Annotated in this window: 18 protein-coding genes; 9 read left to right on the top strand and 9 right to left on the bottom strand. The window is 61.7% G+C overall.

The window, feature by feature from the left end; all coding sequences use genetic code 11:
• From RIN49_RS10695 to RIN49_RS10685, 3 genes are read right to left on the bottom strand one after another with little or no spacing between them, the layout of a single operon-like run.
• A complete protein-coding gene (locus tag RIN49_RS10695; protein ID WP_309120317.1) occupies positions 1–1062 on the bottom strand; it encodes a tetraprenyl-beta-curcumene synthase family protein in 1062 nt (353 codons plus the stop codon).
• Between the two features lie 46 nt (positions 1063–1108).
• Positions 1109–1645 carry a hypothetical protein gene (locus RIN49_RS10690; protein ID WP_309120157.1) on the bottom strand — a complete coding sequence of 179 codons (537 nt, stop codon included), beginning with the start codon at positions 1643–1645 and terminating at the stop codon, positions 1109–1111.
• A 43-nt stretch (positions 1646–1688) separates the two neighbouring features.
• Positions 1689–2018: a hypothetical protein gene (locus RIN49_RS10685; RefSeq protein ID WP_309120156.1), complete on the bottom strand. Its 330-nt coding sequence runs from the start codon at positions 2016–2018 to the stop codon at positions 1689–1691.
• 164 nt (positions 2019–2182) lie between these two features.
• Between RIN49_RS10685 and RIN49_RS10680 the strand changes: the two genes are divergently transcribed.
• On the top strand, positions 2183–2830 hold the full coding sequence (locus RIN49_RS10680; protein WP_309120155.1) for a nitroreductase family protein: 648 nt from the start codon (positions 2183–2185) through the stop codon (positions 2828–2830).
• Between the two features lie 294 nt (positions 2831–3124).
• On the opposite strand, the gene RIN49_RS10675 is transcribed toward RIN49_RS10680, so the two are convergent.
• Positions 3125–3883 carry a class I SAM-dependent methyltransferase gene (locus RIN49_RS10675; RefSeq protein WP_309120154.1) on the bottom strand — a complete coding sequence of 253 codons (759 nt, stop codon included), beginning with the start codon at positions 3881–3883 and terminating at the stop codon, positions 3125–3127.
• 128 nt (positions 3884–4011) lie between these two features.
• On the opposite strand from RIN49_RS10675, the gene RIN49_RS10670 reads away from it, so the two are divergent.
• The gene (locus tag RIN49_RS10670; protein ID WP_138192218.1) at positions 4012–4248 is read left to right on the top strand and encodes a hypothetical protein; all 237 of its coding nucleotides are present in this window, start codon (positions 4012–4014) and stop codon (positions 4246–4248) included.
• A 70-nt stretch (positions 4249–4318) separates the two neighbouring features.
• Here the strand turns inward: RIN49_RS10670 and RIN49_RS10665 are convergent, their stop codons facing one another.
• Together RIN49_RS10665 and RIN49_RS10660 are read right to left on the bottom strand one after the other, a co-directional pair.
• Complete coding sequence (locus RIN49_RS10665; protein WP_309120153.1) at positions 4319–6061, bottom strand: methyl-accepting chemotaxis protein; 1743 nt, start codon at positions 6059–6061, stop codon at positions 4319–4321.
• Between the two features lie 163 nt (positions 6062–6224).
• On the bottom strand, positions 6225–7934 hold the full coding sequence (locus RIN49_RS10660; RefSeq protein WP_309120152.1) for a thiamine pyrophosphate-binding protein: 1710 nt from the start codon (positions 7932–7934) through the stop codon (positions 6225–6227).
• A gap of 60 nt (positions 7935–7994) precedes the next feature.
• Between RIN49_RS10660 and RIN49_RS10655 the strand changes: the two genes are divergently transcribed.
• From RIN49_RS10655 to RIN49_RS10635, 5 genes are all read left to right on the top strand, one after another.
• Positions 7995–8180 carry a hypothetical protein gene (locus tag RIN49_RS10655; protein WP_309120151.1) on the top strand — a complete coding sequence of 62 codons (186 nt, stop codon included), beginning with the start codon at positions 7995–7997 and terminating at the stop codon, positions 8178–8180.
• A 165-nt stretch (positions 8181–8345) separates the two neighbouring features.
• Entirely contained in the window at positions 8346–10154 is a 1809-nt protein-coding gene (gene pepF, locus RIN49_RS10650) for an oligoendopeptidase F (RefSeq protein WP_309120150.1), read from the top strand.
• Between the two features lie 283 nt (positions 10155–10437).
• A complete protein-coding gene (locus RIN49_RS10645) occupies positions 10438–11970 on the top strand; it encodes a spore germination protein (protein WP_309120149.1) in 1533 nt (510 codons plus the stop codon).
• Positions 11960–13159: a Ger(x)C family spore germination protein gene (locus RIN49_RS10640; RefSeq protein ID WP_309120148.1), complete on the top strand. Its 1200-nt coding sequence runs from the start codon at positions 11960–11962 to the stop codon at positions 13157–13159. Before RIN49_RS10645 ends, RIN49_RS10640 begins: the two co-directional genes overlap by 11 nt.
• 24 nt (positions 13160–13183) lie before the next feature.
• Positions 13184–14281 carry a GerAB/ArcD/ProY family transporter gene (locus RIN49_RS10635; protein ID WP_309120147.1) on the top strand — a complete coding sequence of 366 codons (1098 nt, stop codon included), beginning with the start codon at positions 13184–13186 and terminating at the stop codon, positions 14279–14281.
• Here the strand turns inward: RIN49_RS10635 and RIN49_RS10630 are convergent.
• Positions 14266–14511: a YczF family membrane protein gene (locus tag RIN49_RS10630; protein ID WP_309120146.1), complete on the bottom strand. Its 246-nt coding sequence runs from the start codon at positions 14509–14511 to the stop codon at positions 14266–14268. The genes RIN49_RS10635 and RIN49_RS10630 overlap by 16 nt on opposite strands.
• 326 nt (positions 14512–14837) lie before the next feature.
• On the opposite strand from RIN49_RS10630, the gene RIN49_RS10625 reads away from it, so the two are divergent.
• Positions 14838–16157 (top strand): serpin family protein, encoded by a 1320-nt coding sequence (locus RIN49_RS10625; RefSeq protein ID WP_309120145.1) that lies wholly within the window; start codon positions 14838–14840, stop codon positions 16155–16157.
• A 218-nt stretch (positions 16158–16375) separates the two neighbouring features.
• On the opposite strand, the gene RIN49_RS10620 is transcribed toward RIN49_RS10625, so the two are convergent.
• The gene (locus tag RIN49_RS10620) at positions 16376–18064 is read right to left on the bottom strand and encodes a DUF4091 domain-containing protein (protein WP_309120144.1); all 1689 of its coding nucleotides are present in this window, start codon (positions 18062–18064) and stop codon (positions 16376–16378) included.
• A 210-nt stretch (positions 18065–18274) separates the two neighbouring features.
• Here RIN49_RS10620 and RIN49_RS10615 point away from each other — a divergent pair, with 210 nt between their 5' ends.
• Positions 18275–19141: an AraC family transcriptional regulator gene (locus RIN49_RS10615; protein ID WP_309120143.1), complete on the top strand. Its 867-nt coding sequence runs from the start codon at positions 18275–18277 to the stop codon at positions 19139–19141.
• 8 nt (positions 19142–19149) lie between these two features.
• On the opposite strand, the gene RIN49_RS10610 is transcribed toward RIN49_RS10615, so the two are convergent.
• Positions 19150–20346 carry a hypothetical protein gene (locus tag RIN49_RS10610; protein ID WP_309120142.1) on the bottom strand — a complete coding sequence of 399 codons (1197 nt, stop codon included), beginning with the start codon at positions 20344–20346 and terminating at the stop codon, positions 19150–19152.
• Positions 20347–20424: the final 78 nt, after the last annotated feature.

Genomic DNA, 20424 nt, shown 5'->3' with positions numbered 1-20424 from the left:
TTAAGATCTTGCGTCTTGAATTTGCGGCCGGTCGATGCCTTGCCGCTTGCGGATCCATACGCTGTTCGCCCAGAAGAACATCCGCGTCAACGGGCTGTTCCGCATCAGCCGCTTCGTGACGCCGGCGACGTCCTCCTGCCGCCTCACCTTCGGATCCGATAAATACAAAGCGAGCAGCCCTTCGACGATCATGCCGTGAAACCGCCGGTCGTCGAGCTCGCGTACGCGCTCCCGCGCCGTTCCGGCGATCCATTCGATGCGCTCCGCCGTCCGGCGGGCGTCGTCGAAATACTCGCAGAAGTTCAGGTCGCCCCCGATGCGATCCTCCTCCATGTCGATCAAGTAATCGAGCAGGATGTGAAGACCGCAGACGTACGGAAAATAAGCGTCTCGAGCGCGCTCCGCTTGCCCTACCGTAACGCCTTCGCCCGCCGCGACGGCGAACAAATAAAACATGCCGAGCGTGGAGCCGGTCGCCGCGGCGAACTCGTTCCAGCCGAGCTCGGGACACTTGTCCCGATGCGCCGACCACCAGCCGGTCAGCGCCGGCTCCCGGTCCTCCCGGCGAATGTGCTTATGCACCTGAAGGTCGCCGTACAGGCCGACCAGCTCCTTCACGTACGGCTTGACCGCCTCGTACGACGGCAGCGTCGCGATATTGCCGCGACATGTCTCGACGAGGCGGCGCAAATATCCGCCGTCTTCCCGCTCCGCGCGCAGCGCGTAATAATCCGACGGCGGCAGCTCCGGATCGACCGCTTCGTGCATCGCGAGATGCAGCTGGCGGAAATCCGCCGCATCCATCGACGTCGACCGATCGCACAGGTTGTCCAAATAATCGCTGATCGTCTGCAGCGCCACGATGAGCGGGATGAGCGCGCCCCGGCGCTCCGGTCGCAAGAGCGCGTAGACGGAGCCTCCTTCGCAATGGAACCGCTTCGTCGACAGACTGGCGATCGCCTGCGCGCGCAGCTCCGCGTCGGGAATCGCGGCGGCCTCCGCCGTCCATCGGTCCAGCTCCCGGGCGACTTCCGGAAGCACCTGCCGATATACTCGCAGCATGAGCGACAGCGGCCCTCGCGGCGCGGCGGCCGCCTCGCGTCTGGAATCAACCAAGCGACGTACCTCCGAAGCATTGATGCAAGCAATAGCGGGCGACGGCCGTCATCTCGGCTCGCTGCAGCCGCTCAAGCTTCCCGATCTCGGCCGCGTCGCCCCCTTGCAGGGCGCGTTCCACCGCTCGGTTGAAGGCGGACGGGTCCCAGTCGCCGCGGACGACGAACGCGCCGACGCCCTCCGCGAGCGCCGCTTCGCGGGCGATGTCCGCGTAACACGGATGCGCGCCGACGCGGCGGAACCAGTAGTCCGCGTTCCAATAATCGCCTTCCATCCGATGCATGATGCCGTGAAGCAGACTGCCCGTCGGCGTATGCAGCTCTTGCGACAACGCGTGCGAGCCGTCCAGATCGTCGTTCCACAGCAGCAGCGCGGAGCGAAGCGCCCTCGCCTCCGGCGCGTCCCCCGGGGTCAGCCGGCGGATCGCGGCGGAAACCGACTCGTCCGGCGGCCGCTTGGGCGACAGCGCCTGCGGCGGCTCCCGGTCTGCAAGCGCGGAAATCAAGCCGCGCGCTTCCTCTATGCTCATGCGTACGCCTCCGTCCGTCCGGAAAATTCTCCAACCAGTATAGCTAATGATGGGCTTTCACCGCAACGTCTTGGTTTAAACGGAAATATAAATGCAAATCGTTGATGCGGCTCGCCCGCTCCGCGATATCCCACGTCAAAGCGCAGACGATCTCGAAGTCTTCCTCGTCGTCGAGCCGCGCCTGCAGAGCGACGATTTCCCTCTCGAAAGCGAAGATGCGGTCCGGGATCGCTCCGCGCACCGTCTCCCAATAATACAGTATGGCCGACTGCTCCGCCGCGGTAAACTCGTTCCATTCCCGCCGCAGCTCCGGCGTCGGGATTCCGAGGCGAGCGTCGAACGCGAAATGCGCTTCCGGCGCGAAAGGCTCCATGGGCTCCCTCCTTCTCCGCTGATTCCGCAATCGTTGTTATCCATCATAGCACGTTCGATCGTCCGACAGAAGCGCGCTTGACGCCCTGTCACAGAACGTTATAATTGTGATATGGTATTAGTACCAACTACTAAAAATATGAAACCGTGAGGCGTGAACTTCTAATGTCCTATCCTTTAATTAAAGCCAACATGCACGAACGCAGAAGCGTGCGGAAATATACGGACGCGCCGGTCTCCGTCGAAGATATCCAAGAGATTATCGACTGCGCCCGCTACGCCCCGAGCGATACGAACTCCCAGACGTGGGAATTCGTCGTCGTGCTGAACCGCGAGAAGATCGCGCGCATCGAAGAGCTGACGTGGGAGGCGTTGAACCGCCGCGCGGCGGAAGCGACCGAGCGCGGGCTCGAGAAGGAAGCGCGCTTGCTCGTTCGTTCCTTCGGTCCTTACGCGACCGCGTTCCGGGACGCGCCGGCGCTGATCGTCTGCCTCGCCACGCCGTACGCGTCCAAGTTCCGCGAGAAAATCTTCGATCCGATCGGGCTCGTTCCCGACGAGGTATGGCGCGAGGAAGGCATCAAGTCGAGCTGCCTCGCCTCGCAAAACCTGATGCTCGCCGCGCATGCCCGCGGACTCGCCACTTGCCCGATGACCGGTCCCGTCCTGCTCGCCGAGGAGGCGCTGAAGGAATACCTCGGCATTCGCGACGAAGCGCAGGTCAACATGGTCATCGCGCTTGGGGTACCGGCGGAGACGCCCGCCAAGCTGCCGCGCAAGCCGGTGGAAGACATCCTTACGATCATCGAGTAAGACGGCAAGAAACCGCCCTGGACATTCCCGGGCGGTTTCTTTCGTGTAGGCGGCTTATGCTTCGGCAACCCCTTACCCGAACTAGGCGCAGATGGCGGTTATAGGCGGAAAATTCCGCTTCTGTCGACCGTTTAGGCGCAGATGTGCGGCTATAAGCGGAAAATCCCGCTGACGTTGACCGTTTAAGCGCAAAAGTGCGGCTATAGGCGGAAAATTCCGCTTACGTCGACCGTTTAGGCGCGGAAGTGCGGCTATAGGCGGAAAGTTCCGCTTACATCGGCAATTTAGACAGGGTCAGCTCTTGCCGCTCGCCGGCTTGCGGATCAACAATAGCCGCGTCGAGCCGGGAATGAACGTCAACCGGGACGGCGGCAGCCGGACGTCGGCGCCCGCCGCTTCGAACTCGCGAACGATGTCGTCCAAGCCCGGATACCTCTCGTGCTTTAACGTATACAGCGGATAAATCCGGACCTCGCCTCCCGGGCGCGTAACGCGGTACAGCTCCCTCAACGCGTCGCGGTGAAACTCGGTTCCGAATTGTTCTTCATATAAGAAGAGGAAATGACTGCACAACGTCAACGCGAACGCGCCGTCCTCGAACGGCAGCCGCGGCAGCGAAGCCGCCGTATACGCGCCCGATCCGGCTTCCGCCCGGTAATCCGCGATGAACCGCTCGAGCGACGCCTCCCGATTCTCCCGGTGCGCTTCCGGCGAACCGTAGAACGTCCAGTCGAACCGCTCTCTCGCCCGCTCCAGCTTCGCGGTCGACGCCGCGATCTCCTCCGCGCTCTCCGCGTAGAGCGCCTCCGCGGTTTTCGCGTAGCGCGGATCCGCGGACACGACCCGCGCGCCGCGCCGGCGCGCCTCCGCCGCGAACGACGACGCGCCGCCGGCGACGTCGAGCGTCGGCCCGCGGAAGGGCGCATCGTCCTCCAGCGCGAACATCGCCTCGTATTCCCGGAACGAACGGCATGTCACGGCTACCCCAATCTGCGGATAGAAGGCTTCCTTTTCCCCATGATTCCCTTGATTCCCTTGTTTCTCTCGGCTCATCTTCCTCATCTCTCCTCGCTCGGCTCTTCCCGGCCGCCTCCGCGACCGGCTTGACGGTATTGTAGCATACCCGTTTGCATTTAGGGCACATTTTTTGTATGATGGCGCGGAAAGGGTGATGGACGGACATGGCGACGAAAAAAGTGCAGATTTGGAAGCGCGACAAGTGGAATATGATCAACGCCGAAGTGCGGGGGCGCGAGATCGAGGTTATCGAAATCAGCGATCAATGGGGCGAGGAATCCCGGACGTTCTATAGCCGCGCGGAGCTGAAGCATTGGGTGGAGCAGCGCTTCGCGCCGGAGCGGTTCAACGGCACGGAAGAAGAACGCGCGCACATCGTCGAGCAATTCGAAGGATTGTAAACAAGCACGCATTCGATGGAAAAGGCTGCTCGATGCGCGATGACGCGCTTCGGGCAGCCTTTTTCCCGTTTTATACTCGGAAACGTCCGACCTGCTCCTGCAGCTCCGCCGCCATCTTGCTCAGATGGGTCGAAGACGACTTCATCTCCTCCATCGTCGCCAGCTGCTCCTCGGTCGCCGCCGACACGTGCTGCGTGCCGGCCGCCGCTTGCTCGGCCACTTCGGCGATCTCCCGGAAGTTGTTCAGCATCGCTTCGAACTGCCCCATGATCGCATCCAAATCCTCGGTGACGGACGCCGTGTCCGTCTCGACGCGAGCGGCCGAATCGGCGATCTCGCCGAACGCCGCCACGGACGCGTTCACGCTGTCCATCCCTTCCCGCAGCTGGCCGGTCGCGCTCGTCATCGAACGAGACGCTTCGGCGATGCCGCCGCGGATGCCTTCCACGTGGACGGCGACCTCCTTCGCGGACGCGCTCGACTGCTCGGCGAGCTTGCGCACCTCGTCGGCGACGACGGCGAAGCCGAGACCGTGCTCGCCGGCGCGAGCCGCCTCGATCGCCGCGTTCAAGGCGAGCAGGTTCGTCTGCGACGCGATGTCGGTAATGAGGCGCATGACGCTGCCGATCTTCTCCGACTTGTCGCCGAGCCCGCCGATGACGGTCGACAGTCCGTCGATGGCGCGCCCGAGCTCGTCCATCTTCGCGCGCAGCTCGTCCATGCGGCCGAGCCCGTCCCGCGATTGCTCCGCCGTCGCGACGGCGGTTTCCTTCATGCGGTGCATATTGCCGTTCATGCGCTCCGCCGCCGCCGCGATGTCGTCGGCCAGGGCGACCGCGCCGCGCACGCCTTCCGCTTGGCGCTCCGAGCCGATGGCCAGCTGCTGCGCCACCTCCGTAATCATCTCGCTCGATTGGCCCGTCTGCTCCGCGCTCGCCGTCAGCTGCTGCGAGGAAGCGGCGACCAGCTCGCTCGACGCCGCGACCTGCCGCAGCACCTCCCGCTGCGCTTCGAGCATGCTGCGGAACGAGCGGGCGAGATCGCCGAGCTCGTCCTTCGAGGCGATGTCGACGTTCACGGTCAGATCGCCCTTCGAGGCGACGTTCATCATATACTGCAGACGCTTGACCGGATAGTTGATCAATCGGGACAGCCAGAGGCCGATGGCGATCGTGATCGCGGCCGCGACGACGATGATCGTCACGATCAGCGCGATCGAGCCCGTGTACGCCTTACCGAGCTGCTCGTTCGTCCGTTCGGCTTTCGCCGCGGTCTTATCGGCCCATTGCACTAGAATCTCATTAATTTGGTTCAGCTCCGGTTCGGCGTTCTGCTTAAAATAACGGAACGCGCGGTCGGTGTTGCCCGAACGCTCCAGCTCCATATCGAGCGCTTCTTGACTCGCGGCGCGGTATTCCGCGAGAAGGCCGTCCAGCTGACGGACGAGCTCCGCCTCCTCCGCGTCCAGATGACTTGCTTTAAGATTGGCGAACGCTTCGTCGAACTTCGCGCTCCGCTCTTCCGTTTCCTTCACCATATCCTTCTGTTCGATGGGATCGTATGCCACCATAATATGGTACATATTCGCCTCGATGGCGCGCGAATGCGCGCGCAACTCGTTGATCCACTTGATCGGGAGCACCCGTTCGTCGTACATCTCCTTGACGCCCGAATACGTGACGCCCGTCTGCGCGACGCCGATCACGCCTACGACCACCGTAAACAAAACCGACGCGACGATTAGCGATAAGAGCTTATAAAACAACTTCAGGTCGGACACGAACGCCAACCGTTTCAGGACGCGCTGCAACAACGAAAGATCATCCCTTTTCCTTTATGTAATCAGGCCTCCAAGCCTAGACCTATATTACCACGGTTTTCTTGAACAGTGGTGAAAAAACGGAAAAAACGCCTCACACGACGTGTAAGGCGCTCCAAGGTTTTCCATGCGGGGGAACATCCCTCGCAATCTCGTTTCACAGCTTCGTGTGCGGCAGCACCGTCGGCTCGGTCGCGACGTCGATCAGGAGCGGCGTCCCGACGCGGGTCGGATCGAATGCCGCGGCCAGCGCGGCGCGGAACGCCGCCTCGTCGTCGGCCCGCACGCCGAACCCGCCGCACGCCGTCGCCATGGCGGCGAAATCCGGGTTGTCGAGCTTCGCCTGCGACGCGTCGAGCCCGGCGAGACGCATCCGGTTGTATTCGATCGCATACGACCCGTTGTTCAGGACGATAAGCGCGATCGGCAGCCCCAGCTTCGACGCCGTCTTGAATTCGATCAACGTCTGCTGCACGCCGCCGTCGCCGGCGACCGCGACGATCGGACGGCCCGGCGACGCCAGCGCGGCCGCGATCGCCGCCGGCAAGGCGAAGCCCAGCGTCCGCAGCGTGCCCGAGACGAGCAGCCGCTGCCCGCGGTTCTCGAACGCGCGTCCCCACCACAGCGAGTGGTCCCCCGTGTCGAGCGCGACGATCGCCTCGGGCGGAATCGCCTCCGCCAGCAGCTTCATGATCCGCGGCGGCGTCATCGGCGCCCCGGTCTGCGCCGCCTCCGACTCGAGGCGACTCATCCAGTCCATGCGCAAATCCGTTACGCGTCGCTGCCAGGCCGCCATGCGCTTCTCGTCGCGCGCGAGCGTCTTCGCGAACCCGGCGAACCGCGGCATGATGTCCGCTAGATCGCCGACGAGACCGCGGACGATGCCGTGGCCGATGCCGATGTTCTCGCGGACCGCGTCGATCTGCACGACGCGCGCGGTCGGCGGCGTATATTCGTCCGGCCACCAGGTCGCGCCGCAAATGACGACAAGGTCGCTCTCCGCCATCGCGACGCTCGCCGCCTCGCTGCCCGCGAGGCCGAAGCCGCCGACGAACAGATTGTGCCCGTTCGGGAACACGTGCTTCGCCGGCAGCGTCGTCGCCACCGCTGCGCCGAGCGCCTCGGCGAGCGCGAGCGTCTCGCGCTCGACGCCTTCCACCCCGCGCCCGAGCAGCAGCATCGGCCGCTCCGCCTCCGCGATCAAGCGGAACGTCGATTCGATGTCCTCGGCCGGCGCGAGCAGCGGCTGGTGCAGATGCGCCGTATACGGCAGCGGCGCGCCCTTCACCGGTTCGAGGAACATCTTCTTCGGAACCGACAGATGCGTGACCGCGCCGCGAACCGAGCTGAGCGTAAGGCATCGCTGCAGCATCTCCGGCAGCGCATCCGGATGCGCCAGCAGCTCGCTGAACGCGGCGAACGGAGCGACGGTCAGCTGCTGCTGCAAGTACTGCTTCGCGCTCGTGCCGATTTTCGCTTCGTCGACTTGCCCCGTAATCGCCAGCACGCCGGCATGATCGGCGTACGCGTCCGCGAGGCCGTTCATCATATTCGTGAGGCCCGGACCGCATGTGCCGAGCACGACGCCGACCCGGCCGGTCAGCTTCGCCTCGGCCGCCGCCGCGAGCGCCGCGGCGTTCTCGTCGAGGAAAGGAACATATTGGATTTTCCCATGCTTTGCTATATCATCTAAGAAGAACAAATTCGCGTCTCCGAGCACGCCGTAGATGCGTTCGACCCCCCAAGCGGACAGCTGCTCCAGGATGAATCGGCCGACCGTCAGACCGGCGTCCGGCTTCCTCGCGTCGGCGTTGACGGGTTCGTTCTGCAATCGATCGATCGTGCGTTCTAACAGCGTTGGCGCCATGCGTTCACTTTCCTTTCATGTTTTGGGTAGTGTACCCGGAAAGCGAGGTTTGAACTCCCTATGCAATCGTCCGGCGCGCTCGCGGTGTTTCTGGTCGTGTCCTTCTGCCTCGCCGCGGTCGTCATCCTCAAGCGCGAGTCGATCCCCGACCCGCTCCGCCGCCCGATCGCGATCGCGACGCTCGTCATGATCGTCGCCGCGTTCGTCATGCTGCTCGCCACATTTTTTACGATGGGTTCGGAATAAGCTATAATATGGTAACCCTTGGCGCATACTAGCCGAATGGACTTCCGCTTCGAAGGAGGCATTCGTGCGATGCGCCGATCTCGCATTCGGCTTTTCGCGTCGGTCTCGGCGCTTGCCGCGGCCGCCGCTTTATGTTTCTTACCAATACATACTTGGAGGGATACGATGGCTACGACGACGACGACAACCGCGCTTCCGAAGCGCGCCGACATGCCGGCCGAGCATCTGTGGAAATTGGAGGACTTGTATCCGTCGCAGGACGCTTGGAACAAGGAATACGAAGAAGTGAAAGGACTGCTCGGCGAAGCGGCCGCCTTCCAAGGCAAGCTGACGGACGCCGCCGCGCTGAAGAGCTGCTTCGAGCTCGAGGATCGGATTTCGCTGCTGACCGAGCGGCTTTACGTGTACTCCAACATGCGCCACCATCAGGACATGGCCGATCAAGCGTATCAAGCGCTGTCCGACAGGGCGAAGAAGCTGTCCGTCGACGTCGGCGAAGCGCTCTCGTTCGTCACGCCGGAAATTTTGTCGCTCTCCGAGGAGCAGCTGAAGGGCTTTATCGCCGATCCGACGCTCGCGCCTTATAAGCATACGCTCGAGGAGATGCTTCGCCAGAAGCCGCACGTCTTGTCCAAGGCGGAGGAAGCGCTTCTTGCGCAGGTGGGGAACATTTCGCAGGCGCCGGGGAACATTTTCGGAATGATCAACAACGCGGACATGAAGTTCCCGACCATCAAGAACGATAAAGGCGAGGACGTCGAGCTGACGCACGGCCGATACATACAGTTCTTGGAGAGCCGTAATCGCGAGGTCCGGGCGAATGCCTTCAAGGCGATGTACGCCACCTACGCCAAGCAGAAAAACACGCTCGCCGCGACGCTCGCCGCGAACGTGACGAAAAATCAATTCTACGCGAAGGCGCGCAAGTATCCGTCGGCGCTCGAAGCGTCGCTGTACGGCGACAACATTCCGAAGGACGTCTACACGAACTTGATCGCGACGATTCACGAATCGCTGCCGCTGCTGCAGCGGTACCTCGAGCTTCGCAAGAAGCTGCTCGGCGTCGACGAATTGCACATGTACGACCTGTTCACCCCGCTCGTCGAAGAGGTCGACATGGAGATCTCGTACGAGGAAGCGAAGGCGAAGGTGTTGGATTCGCTGAAGCCGCTCGGCGACGACTACTTGAAGAACCTGCAAGCAGGCTTCGAAGAGGGTTGGATCGACGTGTACGAGAACGAAGGCAAGCGATCCGGCGCATACTCGTGGGGCGCTTACGGCACGCATCCGTACGTGCTGCTCAACCATAAGGACAACTTGAACTCGATGTTCACGCTGACGCACGAGATGGGCCATGCGTTGCACTCGCATTACTCGGATACGAACCTGTCGTACCGCGACGCGCAGTACACGATCTTCCTCGCCGAGGTCGCGTCCACGCTGAACGAAGCGCTCCTCATGGACTACATGCTGAAGAAGACGACGGACCCGAAGGAGAAAATGTACCTGCTCACCTACTACGCGGACCAATTCCGCACGACGGTGTTCCGCCAGACGATGTTCGCCGAATTCGAGATGATCATTCACGACAAGTCGGAGGCGGGCGAATCGCTGACGCCGCAGGTACTCAGCGAAATCTATTACGATTTGAATAAGAAGTACCACGGCGACGGCATGGTCGTCGATCAGGATATCGAGATGGAGTGGGCGCGCATCCCGCATTTTTACACGAGCTTCTACGTGTACAAGTACGCGACGGGCTTCTCCGCGGCGACGTCGTTCGCGAAGCAAATTCTCGACGAAGGCCAGCCGGCCGTCGACCGCTACCTCGGCTTCCTGAAGAGCGGCGGCAGCGACTTCTCGATCAATATTTTGAAGAAGGCGGGCGTCGACATGTCCTCGCCGGCCCCGATCCGCGACGCGATGGAAGTGTTCCGCGGCTTGGTGGAAGAGATGGAGCAGTACGTGAAGTAAGGTTTGTTATAGTTGGAACATGAAGCCCCGCCGATGATCGCCATCGGGGGGGCTTTTTTACGTTGCGCCGGAGATGGGCGTATATCGAAAATTAAGTGCTAGATGACTGACCTAATATAAAATACACCGGCAGCAGGCTCTGTGTTTCGCATACATTTCCATTTATCTGCAAATACTGACAGCACTTAAAGCCTTTCAAAAACGGGGGCTTCTCATGTCGTGGAGAAAGTTTTACCGGATTGCGCAACGTAACAAAAGAACCAGAAACCGGGCAGCTTTCATCGTGTCCAACGCCCCCGAGCCGAGCGAACCGCTGCAACCGGAGCTGGATCAAACGCTGCGGCGCATCAAAGAGACCTTAGGCGACAGTCCGGATGTGACGGTCCGTACGTTCCCGGCGGGACGCGAGCCGCACATTCGGGTCGCAGTCGTCTACATGGAGGGGCTGACGAACCAAACGTTCGTCAACGATTTCATCGAGCGCACGTTACGGTTGGAATCGGTACGCTTCGATCCGGCGGATGCGGAAGCGCGCAAGCGACTGTACGATGAAATAGTAGACAACGCGCTGAGCGTCGGCGACTCCGATTCGGTCGCCGACTGGGATGGCATGCTGCGCCGATTGCTATCCGGCGAGATCGTCATCTTCGTCGACGGTTATCCGAGCGCGATCGCCGGCAATGTCCGAGGGGGCGAACGACGAGGCATCGCGGAGCCCAAAACGGAAGTCAACGTCCGCGGCCCGAAGGACAGCTTCAACGAGTCGCTCGCGACGAACGTCTCGCTCATCCGGCGGAGACTTAGAAGCCCGAACCTTTGGTTGGAAACGATGGGAATCGGGGCCGTTTCTGAGACCGAGGTAGCGCTCATGTATTTGAAAGGGATTGCGGAAGACGCGCTGGTCGAAGAGGTGAGAAGTCGGCTGAACGACATCCGCATCGACGCCATTATCGAATCGGGCAACGTGGAAGAGCTCATACAGGACCGGACGCTGACACCTTTCCCGACGGTGTACAACACGGAACGGCCGGACGTAGTGGTCGGGAACCTGCTGGAAGGACGGGTTGCGGTTCTCGTCGACGGAACGCCGAACACGCTAGTATTGCCGACCACGATTTCACAGTTTTTCAAAGCTGCGGAAGATTACTACCAACGGGTGGAGTTTGCCGTTTTCATGCGCTTTATCCGGTACTTCAGTTTTTTCCTGCTGCTCGTGCTGCCATCCGTCTATATCGCCGTAACGACCCATCATCAAGAGATGATTCCGACGACGCTGGCGATCAACTTACTGGCGCAGCGCGAAGGGGTGCCGTTTCCCGCTTTTATCGAAGCGCTGATCATGGAAATTACGTTCGAAATTATGCGGGAGGCCGGCACGCGCATGCCAAGGGCGATTGGGCAGGCGGTCTCGATCGTCGGGGCCATCGTGCTGGGGCAAGCGGCGGTCGAAGCGGGCATCGTGACGGCGATGATGGTCATTATCGTCGCGTTAACAGGAATCGCGAGCTTTGCGACGCCGGGTGTAACCTTGTCCAATTCAGTGCGTCTCGTCCGCTTTCCGTTGATGGTTGCGGCGGCTACCTTCGGCTTTTTTGGGGTGATTATTGCGATGATCCTGATCGTGGCGCATGTGACCGGCCTGCGATCCTTCGGCACGCCGTATTTTGCTCCATTCGCGCCGTTTCGGCTCAAACACCACAAGGACGCCCTCTGGCGCTCGACCCTAAAATCGATGCCGGCGCGATCGCGCATGTCGGATGCGTATGAGAACAGACCGTCTGCCGGCGGGAACGGAGGGGATGGCCGTGAACCGTAAGCCGCTACTTTTAGCGCTGCTCCTTTCGGCCATGCTGCTGCAGGCCGGTTGCTGGAATTACCGGGAGCTGAACGAGCTGGCCATCGTATCGGCGATGGGCGTCGATAAAACCTCGCGCGGCGAGTACCGCGCTTCGGTCCAGATCATTAACGCCAGGGAAATCGCCGGACGGAAGGCGACCGGCAATGCGATGCCCGTTACGGTGTACGCCGCGACGGGGCGAACGTTGTTCGAAGCGATCCGCAAGACGGGGAATATTGTGCCGCGTCGAATTAACGTGCAGCATATGCGAGACTTCGTGATCGGAGAAGAACTGGCTCGGGAAGGAGTCAAGGATATCTTCGATTTGATGGAGCGCGACCATGAGATGCGCCTGACGACGCGGGTGTTCATCGCTAGGGGAACCAGCGCCGAATCGATCCTCGGCACGCTGACCGCGATCGAGAGCATCCCGGCCATCGCCTTGCTCGGTAAGCTGAAAGTATCGGGTGGGGTGATGGGTGAGCATTTCGAGACGAAAGTCGACGATGTAATCCGCAGATTGCAGGTAAAGGGCGGCGGTCCCGTCATCAGCGGCGTTATGCTCGTCGGGGACGAGTCTATGAGCGAAGTGAAAGCGAATGTCGAAAGAACCGCCCTTCCGGCAGTGCTGATGATCAACGGCATGGGGCTTTTCAGGGAAGGGCAGCTAGTGGGATGGATCAAGGGCGACCCGGCGAAAGGTCTGACGTGGATCTCGAATAAAATGAAAAGCTCGATTGTCGTACTGGACTGCGAGAAGCGGGAAGGGAAGGTGGCGATCGAAATTCTCCGCTCTTCTACGGTTGTCGAAGCCAAGGTGCGAAACGATAAGCCGTCGGTCGACATCGCTGTGCGGGAGGTCGGCAACGTAGGCGAAGCGATGTGCCCGATCGACCTGAACAAATCGGCGGAAATCCGCGAGTTGGAAAAACAGTGGAGCGACGCGACGGAGCGGGCGATTCTGGCTGCAGTCAAGGAAGCGATGAAGCTCAAAACCGATACGCTCGGCTTCGGGGAAGCCGTCGAGCGGGCGGATCCGAAGGCTTGGAAGCGGATGGAACGAGATTGGGGACGGATATTCCCGACATGCGACGTTACGGTACGGGTGGAGGCGAGTATCCAGCGAACGGGAATGCGGACGAGTCCGTTTTTCTTCAAACAAAAATAATTGGAATCAACGGCGGTGGATGCGGTGGAAAAGGCGAGAATCACACCGGGACAATTGTTTGCGATTTTCTTCCTGTTCGACATGGGGACTGCGATCATACGCGTGCTGGGCATCAGAGCGGAAAAGGACGCCTGGTTGGCCGTGCTGCTTGGCTTGCCGGGCGGAATTGCCATGTTCCTAGTGTACGCTGCGCTCTACCGGATGTATCCGAGTCTCCCTCCGACCGGCTATATGCGCGCGATATTGGGCAAATGGCTCGGATGGCCGCTCGGGCTGCTGTACGTGCTCTTCTTCATTAACGGCGCGGCGCGTGACGTGCGCGAGGGGAGCGACCTGCTGGTCAGCTCGGTGTTGGATCAGACGCCGGTGATTGTGGTGGCCGCCATTCTGGTCATGTCGATCGGGTATGTTCTGTCCCAGGGCGTCGAAGTGCTGGTTAGAACGGCGCAATTCTACTTCTTCGTCATGGCCGTCGCCGGTCTGTTCGGCGGCACCCTTCTAGTGCTGGCCGGCGTGCCGGATATGAATCGGCTCTTGCCGGTATTGGGGAACGGATGGCCGCTGGTCATCACGACGACGCTGCGCCAAACGATCGAATTCCCCCATGTCGAGGCGGTGTGCTTCGCAGTGTTGTTGCCGTATTTGGATCAACCGAAGCGCGGCGTACGCGCGGGGGTCGCGGCCGTAATCGTCAGCGCACTCGTCCTTGCCGCGTCCACGGCCCTGAACATCAGCGCCCTTGGCGTAGACATTGCGACCAGGGCCACGTTTCCACTAATGTCCACGATCAGCCTGATCAACATCGGCGAATTTATTCAGCGGCTTGACGCCATCGTCGTGCTGATGCTCATTATCGGCGACTTTTTCAAGGTGGCGGTTTACTTTTATGCCGCCGTCATGTGCGCTGCGGACTTGTTTCGTATTCGGGATTATCGCAGGATCGTCTATCCGATCGGCGTCATTATTACGTTTATCGCCATGATGATCGCCGGGAATTTTCTGGAACAGATCGAGGAAGGGGATTTGCTGCTTTATACCGTTTGGTTGCTGTTCGGCGCGGGCTTTCCGATACTACTGGTCACGGTGGCCGGAATTCGAAGACGGCTTCAGGCCCGAGGTTGATTCTGGAACGACTGCCACATTCGTTTCGCAAGGCGGTAGATATACGGCCTGAAGAACGCATACAGTACGATTATAGTCATAATAACGATTTCCTGCTTCATCATATAACGGAACGGCATCGTCATGTTGTGTAACGAGGATCTCAGATCGTATTTCAGCAGCAGGTCGAGGCCGACGGCAAAGCAAGCGCTCAATGCAAAGAGGATGAGGGATAGGAACAGTATGCGCATCTGTAACGGCCTCCATTTTATCGATTCGCGGCGGTCAGCCGGCGAATGTCGATGTTATTATACGAGCCGTCCGGCGATTCCATTCGTCTCTAGATCTAGACGTTTAGGGCGGTGTCGTCCGCTTAGAACTCATCTATCGGCTCTCTTGCCCGTGCGGCAATTACCCAGCACCCCAATCGGCAAAATTACCGTCCCATCGCGCAAACCGACCGCCGGACTTTACATTCGTAACTCTCCTCAGCCCCTAGACTTGACCGAAACTGCAACCTCCGGGTGCAACATCCCGTCCATAAGGGAAAGGATTTGCACGTATAGGAGGAATGACCATGATCTTACACAAAATCGCGGCGCTCGCTCTCACAGCTGCGTTGGCGGCGAGCCTTGCCGGTTGCGGCGCGAACGGCGCCGAGCCGGCGGACGGCGAGTCGCAGCCGGCGGCACCGACCGTCACCCCGTCGCCGAACGGCGGCGAACCGACGGCTCCCTTGCAACAAGCCCGCTTCGCGCCGGCAGACGTCGACCCCCGGCTTATCGAAGCGCAGACGCGCTTCGCGTTCGACGTCTATCGCGAGCTGTCGGCGCGGGAGGCGGGCAACCGCTTCTTCTCCCCGATCAGCCTCTCGATCGCGCTCGCGATGACGATGAACGGCGCCGAGGGCGAGACGCTCGACGCGATGAAGCGCACACTGGCCCTTGACGCGCTTGAAGACGACGAAATCCAGTCCGGATACGAGGCGCTGGCCGACGTGTTGATGCGCGGCACGGACGGCATACAGGTCGCGCTCGCCAACTCTTTATGGGCCGATGAAGGCGTGCCGTTCCGCGAGGCGTTCCTTGATACGAATCGCGCCCGATACGACGCGGCCGTCGAGACGTTGGACCTGCAATCCGCGGAAGCGCCGGAGCGGATCAACGATTGGGTGCGAGAAAAGACCAATGGCAAAATCGACAAGCTGCTGGATGATCCGTTGGACGACAATTCGATCTTGCTGCTGCTGAACGCGATCTACTTCGACGCCAACTGGGCTTCCCCGTTTCGGGAGGATCGGACCGCCGTCCGTCCGTTCGACGGCCCGAACGGCGTCGTCGACGCGTCGATGATGTTCCAAGAAGAGACGCTCCCGTATTTGGACGGCGACGGCTTCCAAGCCGTCCGTCTCCCCTACGCGGGCCACGAAGCCAGCATGGTCGTCTTCGTTCCCGACGAGAACGTCGCGCTGGACGACTGGATGAAGACGATGAACGCCGCGTCGTGGACTCGACATATGAACGCGTTCACACCGACCCATGGCGTCGTCGGTCTGCCTAAGTTCCAGATGGAACAGGACTTCCCGTTGAACGACGCTCTCAAGAACCTCGGCATGGGCGTCGCGTTCGATGACAAGGCCGCCGACTTCTCGCGGATGACCGAATTGACCGGGAACAACACCGTATTTCTCAAGCAAGTCCAGCAAAAGACCTTCGTCGACGTCCAAGAGCAAGGCACCGTCGCCGCCGCGGTCACCAGCGTCGAGGTCGGCGTCGTCTCCGCTCCGGTCGTCTCGTTCGAGCTCGAGGCGAATCGACCGTTCTTCTTCGCGATCCGCGACGACCGAACCGGCGCGATCTTGTTTATGGGCGCCGTTTACGACCCGGCGACAGCCTAACGACGGAAACGAAGACCGTCCGGCAACCCAAAGCCGGACGGTTTTCCGGTTCCGACGCCACCCCCTCGCATCTCCACACCGAACTACTCAAATTTTGATCTCTTTCTCGCGAACTGCTCAACATTTGACACCATCTCGCGCTACCGCCCGCCGCAACGGAAAAAGAGGTTGCCTTCGTCAACTAGGACGCAGGGCAACCTCTTCTGGTAGAAGCCTTACTAATTCACTGTCGCGTACGAGGACGCGATCGCGCGGTTGATGCGCTGCCGCGCGCGCAGCAGTCGCGCCGGGTCCGGCGCGCCCATCCGGAACGAGATGCCTTCGTCGCCGCCGAGCTCCTCCTCCGCGATCGCGAGCGCGGCGTCCCGGCCGATCCGGGACTCGAGCAGCTCGAGCGCGCGCAAATCTTGCAGCGCCTCCCGGAACACTTCCCAGCGGATCGAATCGATCGGACCGTCCTCGCCCGGATAGACGACGAACGCGTCGCCGGAAGGGAACGCGCCGCCCGCGTCGGTCACGCGGAACGGGTCGATCTCCCGCTTGGAATATTGGGAGTACCAGAAGTTATACCCCCATTGCAGGAAGCCCGCGATCCGGAATTTGTACAGCTGAACGCCGAGCACCCGGTTACGGGAGGACGGCATCGCGAAAAACCGGTTGGCGACCCCGTCTCGGTTCTGGCTGCAGCAATAGTACGTCCAGAGCGGTTCGACGCCGCCTTCCAGGAACGGCTCGATGTGATTGTTCGCCGGCACCGGGATCGGGACGAGGCCTTGCTCGTAGAAGCTGTAGTCCGACAGCGCCTCGAAGAACGCGAAGCCGTCCAAATGCCGCATCAGCACCTGCTTCGCCGCGCGATAATGCTCCAGATTGTCCGGAATCGGTTCGTCGGATACGTGGAAGTAGACGTTCTTTTCCAGGCCGTTCTCCTTCAAATACGCCACTAACGCCGGAAGGAACTGATCCAAGAAGCGCCCGTACGACTCGCCTGCCGCTTCCGTATCCCAGCCGAAGATGCGCTTCTCTTCCCCGTCGCGCACGGCGACGATCTTCGGCGCGTGCTTCGCCCCCCACTGCGTGAACAGATGGGACATCTCGAAGTGCCGGATGCCGACCCGATGGCACGTCTCGACCCAGCGGTTCAGCCGCGAGAAGTCGAAGCGGTACTCGCCTTCGCCGGTCTCCTCGACGCCGACCAGCTGCATCGTCGGCCGTTCGCCGCCGATCGCCGTATCGAGCGGCGGCGTGAAGAGCGGCGTCAAGATCATGTTGATGCCGTGGCTGCAAGCATTGTCCAGATACGTCTCGAGCAAGCGCCAATGCGCCTCGCTGAACGCCTCGACCCCGTACCGCGTCGCGATGCAGTCGGCGTGGAACCATTCCGTATGCAGCAGCCGCTGCTCCGGCAGTTCCGCCCTGCCGACGACGAGCTCGAACGTCTCGGCGCCGAGGCGATTGCCCTCCGCGTCGGTCAAGACGATTTCGATCGGGAACGCAGCCTCCGGTCCGCTGCCCGCAAGCGCGGCGGCCTCCGCTTCCGCCAGCGCCGGCAGCGACACCGTCACCCACAGCGATCGCCATTGCTTCGGCAAGGCGCGCAGGTCGTCTCCCGCAGGAAACAGCGGGTCCGGGTACAGTCCCGGCGTCGTCCGCAAGTACCCCTCGTCCGGGTTCGAGTATGCCGGCAGATCGGAAGGCGACAGGCCGACGGCGCGGACGGCGATATAAGGCTCAAGCGGCGAAGCCGCGCGAATGCGGAGCGCCGGAAGCAGCGTTTCGGAGCGGTAGGCGACTTGGAAGCTGAACGTCTCCCCCCAAAGCGCGGAGCCTTCCCGCACCGGCGCGTCGGTCAGCGCCTCGTCGGCGAATACCTTGCTTAACGAGCTGAGACATCTGGTTTCGAACATGATTCCATCCCCTTCGAGTTCATCGGTTTCCTGCTCTCATCGTAGCAAGCCCGACTCCCCGCCACAATCCGAAAATCGTAACCGAACTATAACGATATTGACCTTCCGATTGTACGGCGCCGCTTTTCGGGTACTCATTTTCCGGCGATCATGCTACAATTTCATCACCGCATTGACCTGCGTCGAACGATGAAGGGAGCCCTCTCGAAAATGAAACAAGGCGCCTACGCCTTCCGCTACGCCGAAGCCGTTCCGTTCCTGCGGCTCGACTCGATCGGCTGGCAATATACGGACGATCCCGGCTACGGGCATCACGGCATGACGAGGCCCGACCGCGGGCACGTGATTTTCCAATACACGCTCAGCGGCGAAGGGAAGCTCCGGTACGGCGGCGACACCTGGTCCGTGCCTCCCGGCTCGGGCCTGCTGGTGACCGTGCCCGGCGATTACCGATATTATTGGGAGCAGGAATCGGGCTCCCCTTGGGAATTCTTATGGATTAACCTCGCGGGCGAAGACGCCGCCCGCCTTGCGGAGCGCATCCGCGGTCGGCACGGCCCCGTCGTCCGGCTGTCCCCCCGCTCCCGCACGATTCGAAGAGGCTGGGAGCTGTACCGGACCGTCTCGGAGGACCGGGTCACGGACGCCGTCGAGCTGTCCACGCAAGCGTACGGCTTCCTGATCTCCATGCTCGAGCCGGAAGCGGCCGACGCGCCGGCGCCCGATCTGCCGGCGCCGCTGCGCAAGGCGACCCGACTCATGAAGGAGCGGTTCCGCGAGCCGCTCGGCCTCGAGGAGATCGCCGCCCATAGCGGCGTATCCGCGGCGTACTTGTGCCGCTTGTTCCAGAGCCGGCTCGGCGTATCGCCGCTCGAATACATGCGGCGCCGGCGCGTGGAAGCGGCCGTTACGCTGCTGCGGCGCACCGACGAGAGCGTCTCGCGCATCGGCGAGCTGTGCGGCTTCGAGAGCCCCAGCTACTTCGGCAAGGTGTTCCGTCAGTACCTCGGCCTCTCCCCGCGCCAGTTCCGGAACGATACGAACGACCACCCGTACGAGACGGTGTTTTTGGAGTAGCGGCGCGCTTACGGCTCCAACGCATCGATGCGGGCGCAGATCGTCTCCTCGCTCCATTGCGGATTCGCATAACCGAACGGCGAATTCAGCGGCGGCAGCCAGCCGGCGTCGTACCCGGCGGCTTCCTTCGCGGATGCGCAGGCGGCCTCGCGGCTTTCGCCGGATTCGACGCGCTTCAGCAGCTCCAACCGGAAGCCCGCGAACGCCTTCGCCGCGGCCTCGAACGCGGCTTCTCGCTCCGGCTCCGAGCCGCCCTCGACGAAGTCGTGCGTTTCCGTCTCGAATTGATACCCTTCATACGATGCGCCTTCCATCTCGATCGCTTCGGCGAACGACCGCTTCGCCCGGTCCGTATGTCCGAGCGCTTCGGACCATAACGCATCCAAGAGGCGGTGGTACGGCGTCGGCGATGCCGCGAACGTGCGGTCGACGCGAACGAGGGCGCCTTCCGCGACGACGTATTCGTCCGTATACTCGCGCTGCCACGGCCCCGCGCCCGCCGAACCGATCAAGCCCCCGGTCAGCGCCAGCTTCCCGTCTTCCGCCGTTGCCCTCGACACGTTCGGGATGTCCGCCGTGCCCTGCACCATGCGCAGCTTTCCGTCCGCCCAAGACGATACCGTGAAAGCAGCGTGCGACGTATGCGCGCCGACCAGGAAAGACGCCCATACGATGTCGGGTCGTTCGTCTCCCGTCAGCTCCGCGACCGTCTCGAGCTTCGCTCTGCCGTAGCTCTCCTCCGGGAACTCGAAGCTTTGCACCGAATACCGACCGTCCGCGTACGCGAGGACGATGCCGTAAGCCGCTCGCCGCAGCGTCTCCTCCGTTCCCGGCACGAGGATGTCCTCGAACAGCACGGCGGCCCACTCGTTCGCCGCGCCGTCCGCGTCGAGATCCTCCCGAACGATCGTCACCGGCTCCTGTTGCGCGTCGCGCCCCGCCGCGAACGCCGTTATGCGTTCCGACGCATCGTCGGGGAGCACGCTTTCGTCGTTCAGGATCGAGGCCAACGCCTCCGGTAACGGAAGCTCCTGACGATCGCGGGACACAGCCGTTGGCCTCTCCGTCTCGGAGACCGGCGTTTCCGGCGTTTCCGGCGCTTCCTGCGCTATGGCACTCGTCTCTCCCTCCCCTTCCCATCGATCCGCCATGACGGCGGAAAGCGCCACGGCGAGCGCCCCGATGAAGACCAGTCCTTTTTTCAACAAACTAAGCACTCCTTCACTTGGTTGTCCTCATTGTAGACGCGAAACCTCGCCATAAAGTTCCTTGGTGCCGTGCCA

Source organism: Paenibacillus sp., from assembly GCF_031177825.1.
GTDB lineage: Bacteria > Bacillota > Bacilli > Paenibacillales > YIM-B00363 > Paenibacillus_AE.
This window is presented reverse-complemented; position numbering and strand designations above follow the sequence as displayed.

Bases quoted from the DNA above. Each gene is read 5' to 3' on its own strand.
- RIN49_RS10695 (WP_309120317.1), bottom strand. From the start codon at position 1,062: ATGCTGCGAGTATATCGGCAGGTGCTTCCGGAAGTCGCCCGGGAGCTG.
- RIN49_RS10690 (WP_309120157.1), bottom strand. From the start codon at position 1,645: ATGAGCATAGAGGAAGCGCGCGGCTTGATTTCCGCGCTTGCAGACCGG.
- RIN49_RS10685 (WP_309120156.1), bottom strand. From the start codon at position 2,018: ATGGAGCCTTTCGCGCCGGAAGCGCATTTCGCGTTCGACGCTCGCCTC.
- RIN49_RS10680 (WP_309120155.1), top strand. From the start codon at position 2,183: ATGTCCTATCCTTTAATTAAAGCCAACATGCACGAACGCAGAAGCGTG.
- RIN49_RS10675 (WP_309120154.1), bottom strand. From the start codon at position 3,883: ATGAGCCGAGAGAAACAAGGGAATCAAGGGAATCATGGGGAAAAGGAA.
- RIN49_RS10670 (WP_138192218.1), top strand. From the start codon at position 4,012: ATGGCGACGAAAAAAGTGCAGATTTGGAAGCGCGACAAGTGGAATATG.
- RIN49_RS10660 (WP_309120152.1), bottom strand. From the start codon at position 7,934: ATGGCGCCAACGCTGTTAGAACGCACGATCGATCGATTGCAGAACGAA.
- RIN49_RS10655 (WP_309120151.1), top strand. From the start codon at position 7,995: ATGCAATCGTCCGGCGCGCTCGCGGTGTTTCTGGTCGTGTCCTTCTGC.
- pepF (WP_309120150.1), top strand. From the start codon at position 8,346: ATGGCTACGACGACGACGACAACCGCGCTTCCGAAGCGCGCCGACATG.
- RIN49_RS10630 (WP_309120146.1), bottom strand. From the start codon at position 14,511: ATGCGCATACTGTTCCTATCCCTCATCCTCTTTGCATTGAGCGCTTGC.
- RIN49_RS10625 (WP_309120145.1), top strand. From the start codon at position 14,838: ATGATCTTACACAAAATCGCGGCGCTCGCTCTCACAGCTGCGTTGGCG.
- RIN49_RS10620 (WP_309120144.1), bottom strand. From the start codon at position 18,064: ATGTTCGAAACCAGATGTCTCAGCTCGTTAAGCAAGGTATTCGCCGAC.
- RIN49_RS10615 (WP_309120143.1), top strand. From the start codon at position 18,275: ATGAAACAAGGCGCCTACGCCTTCCGCTACGCCGAAGCCGTTCCGTTC.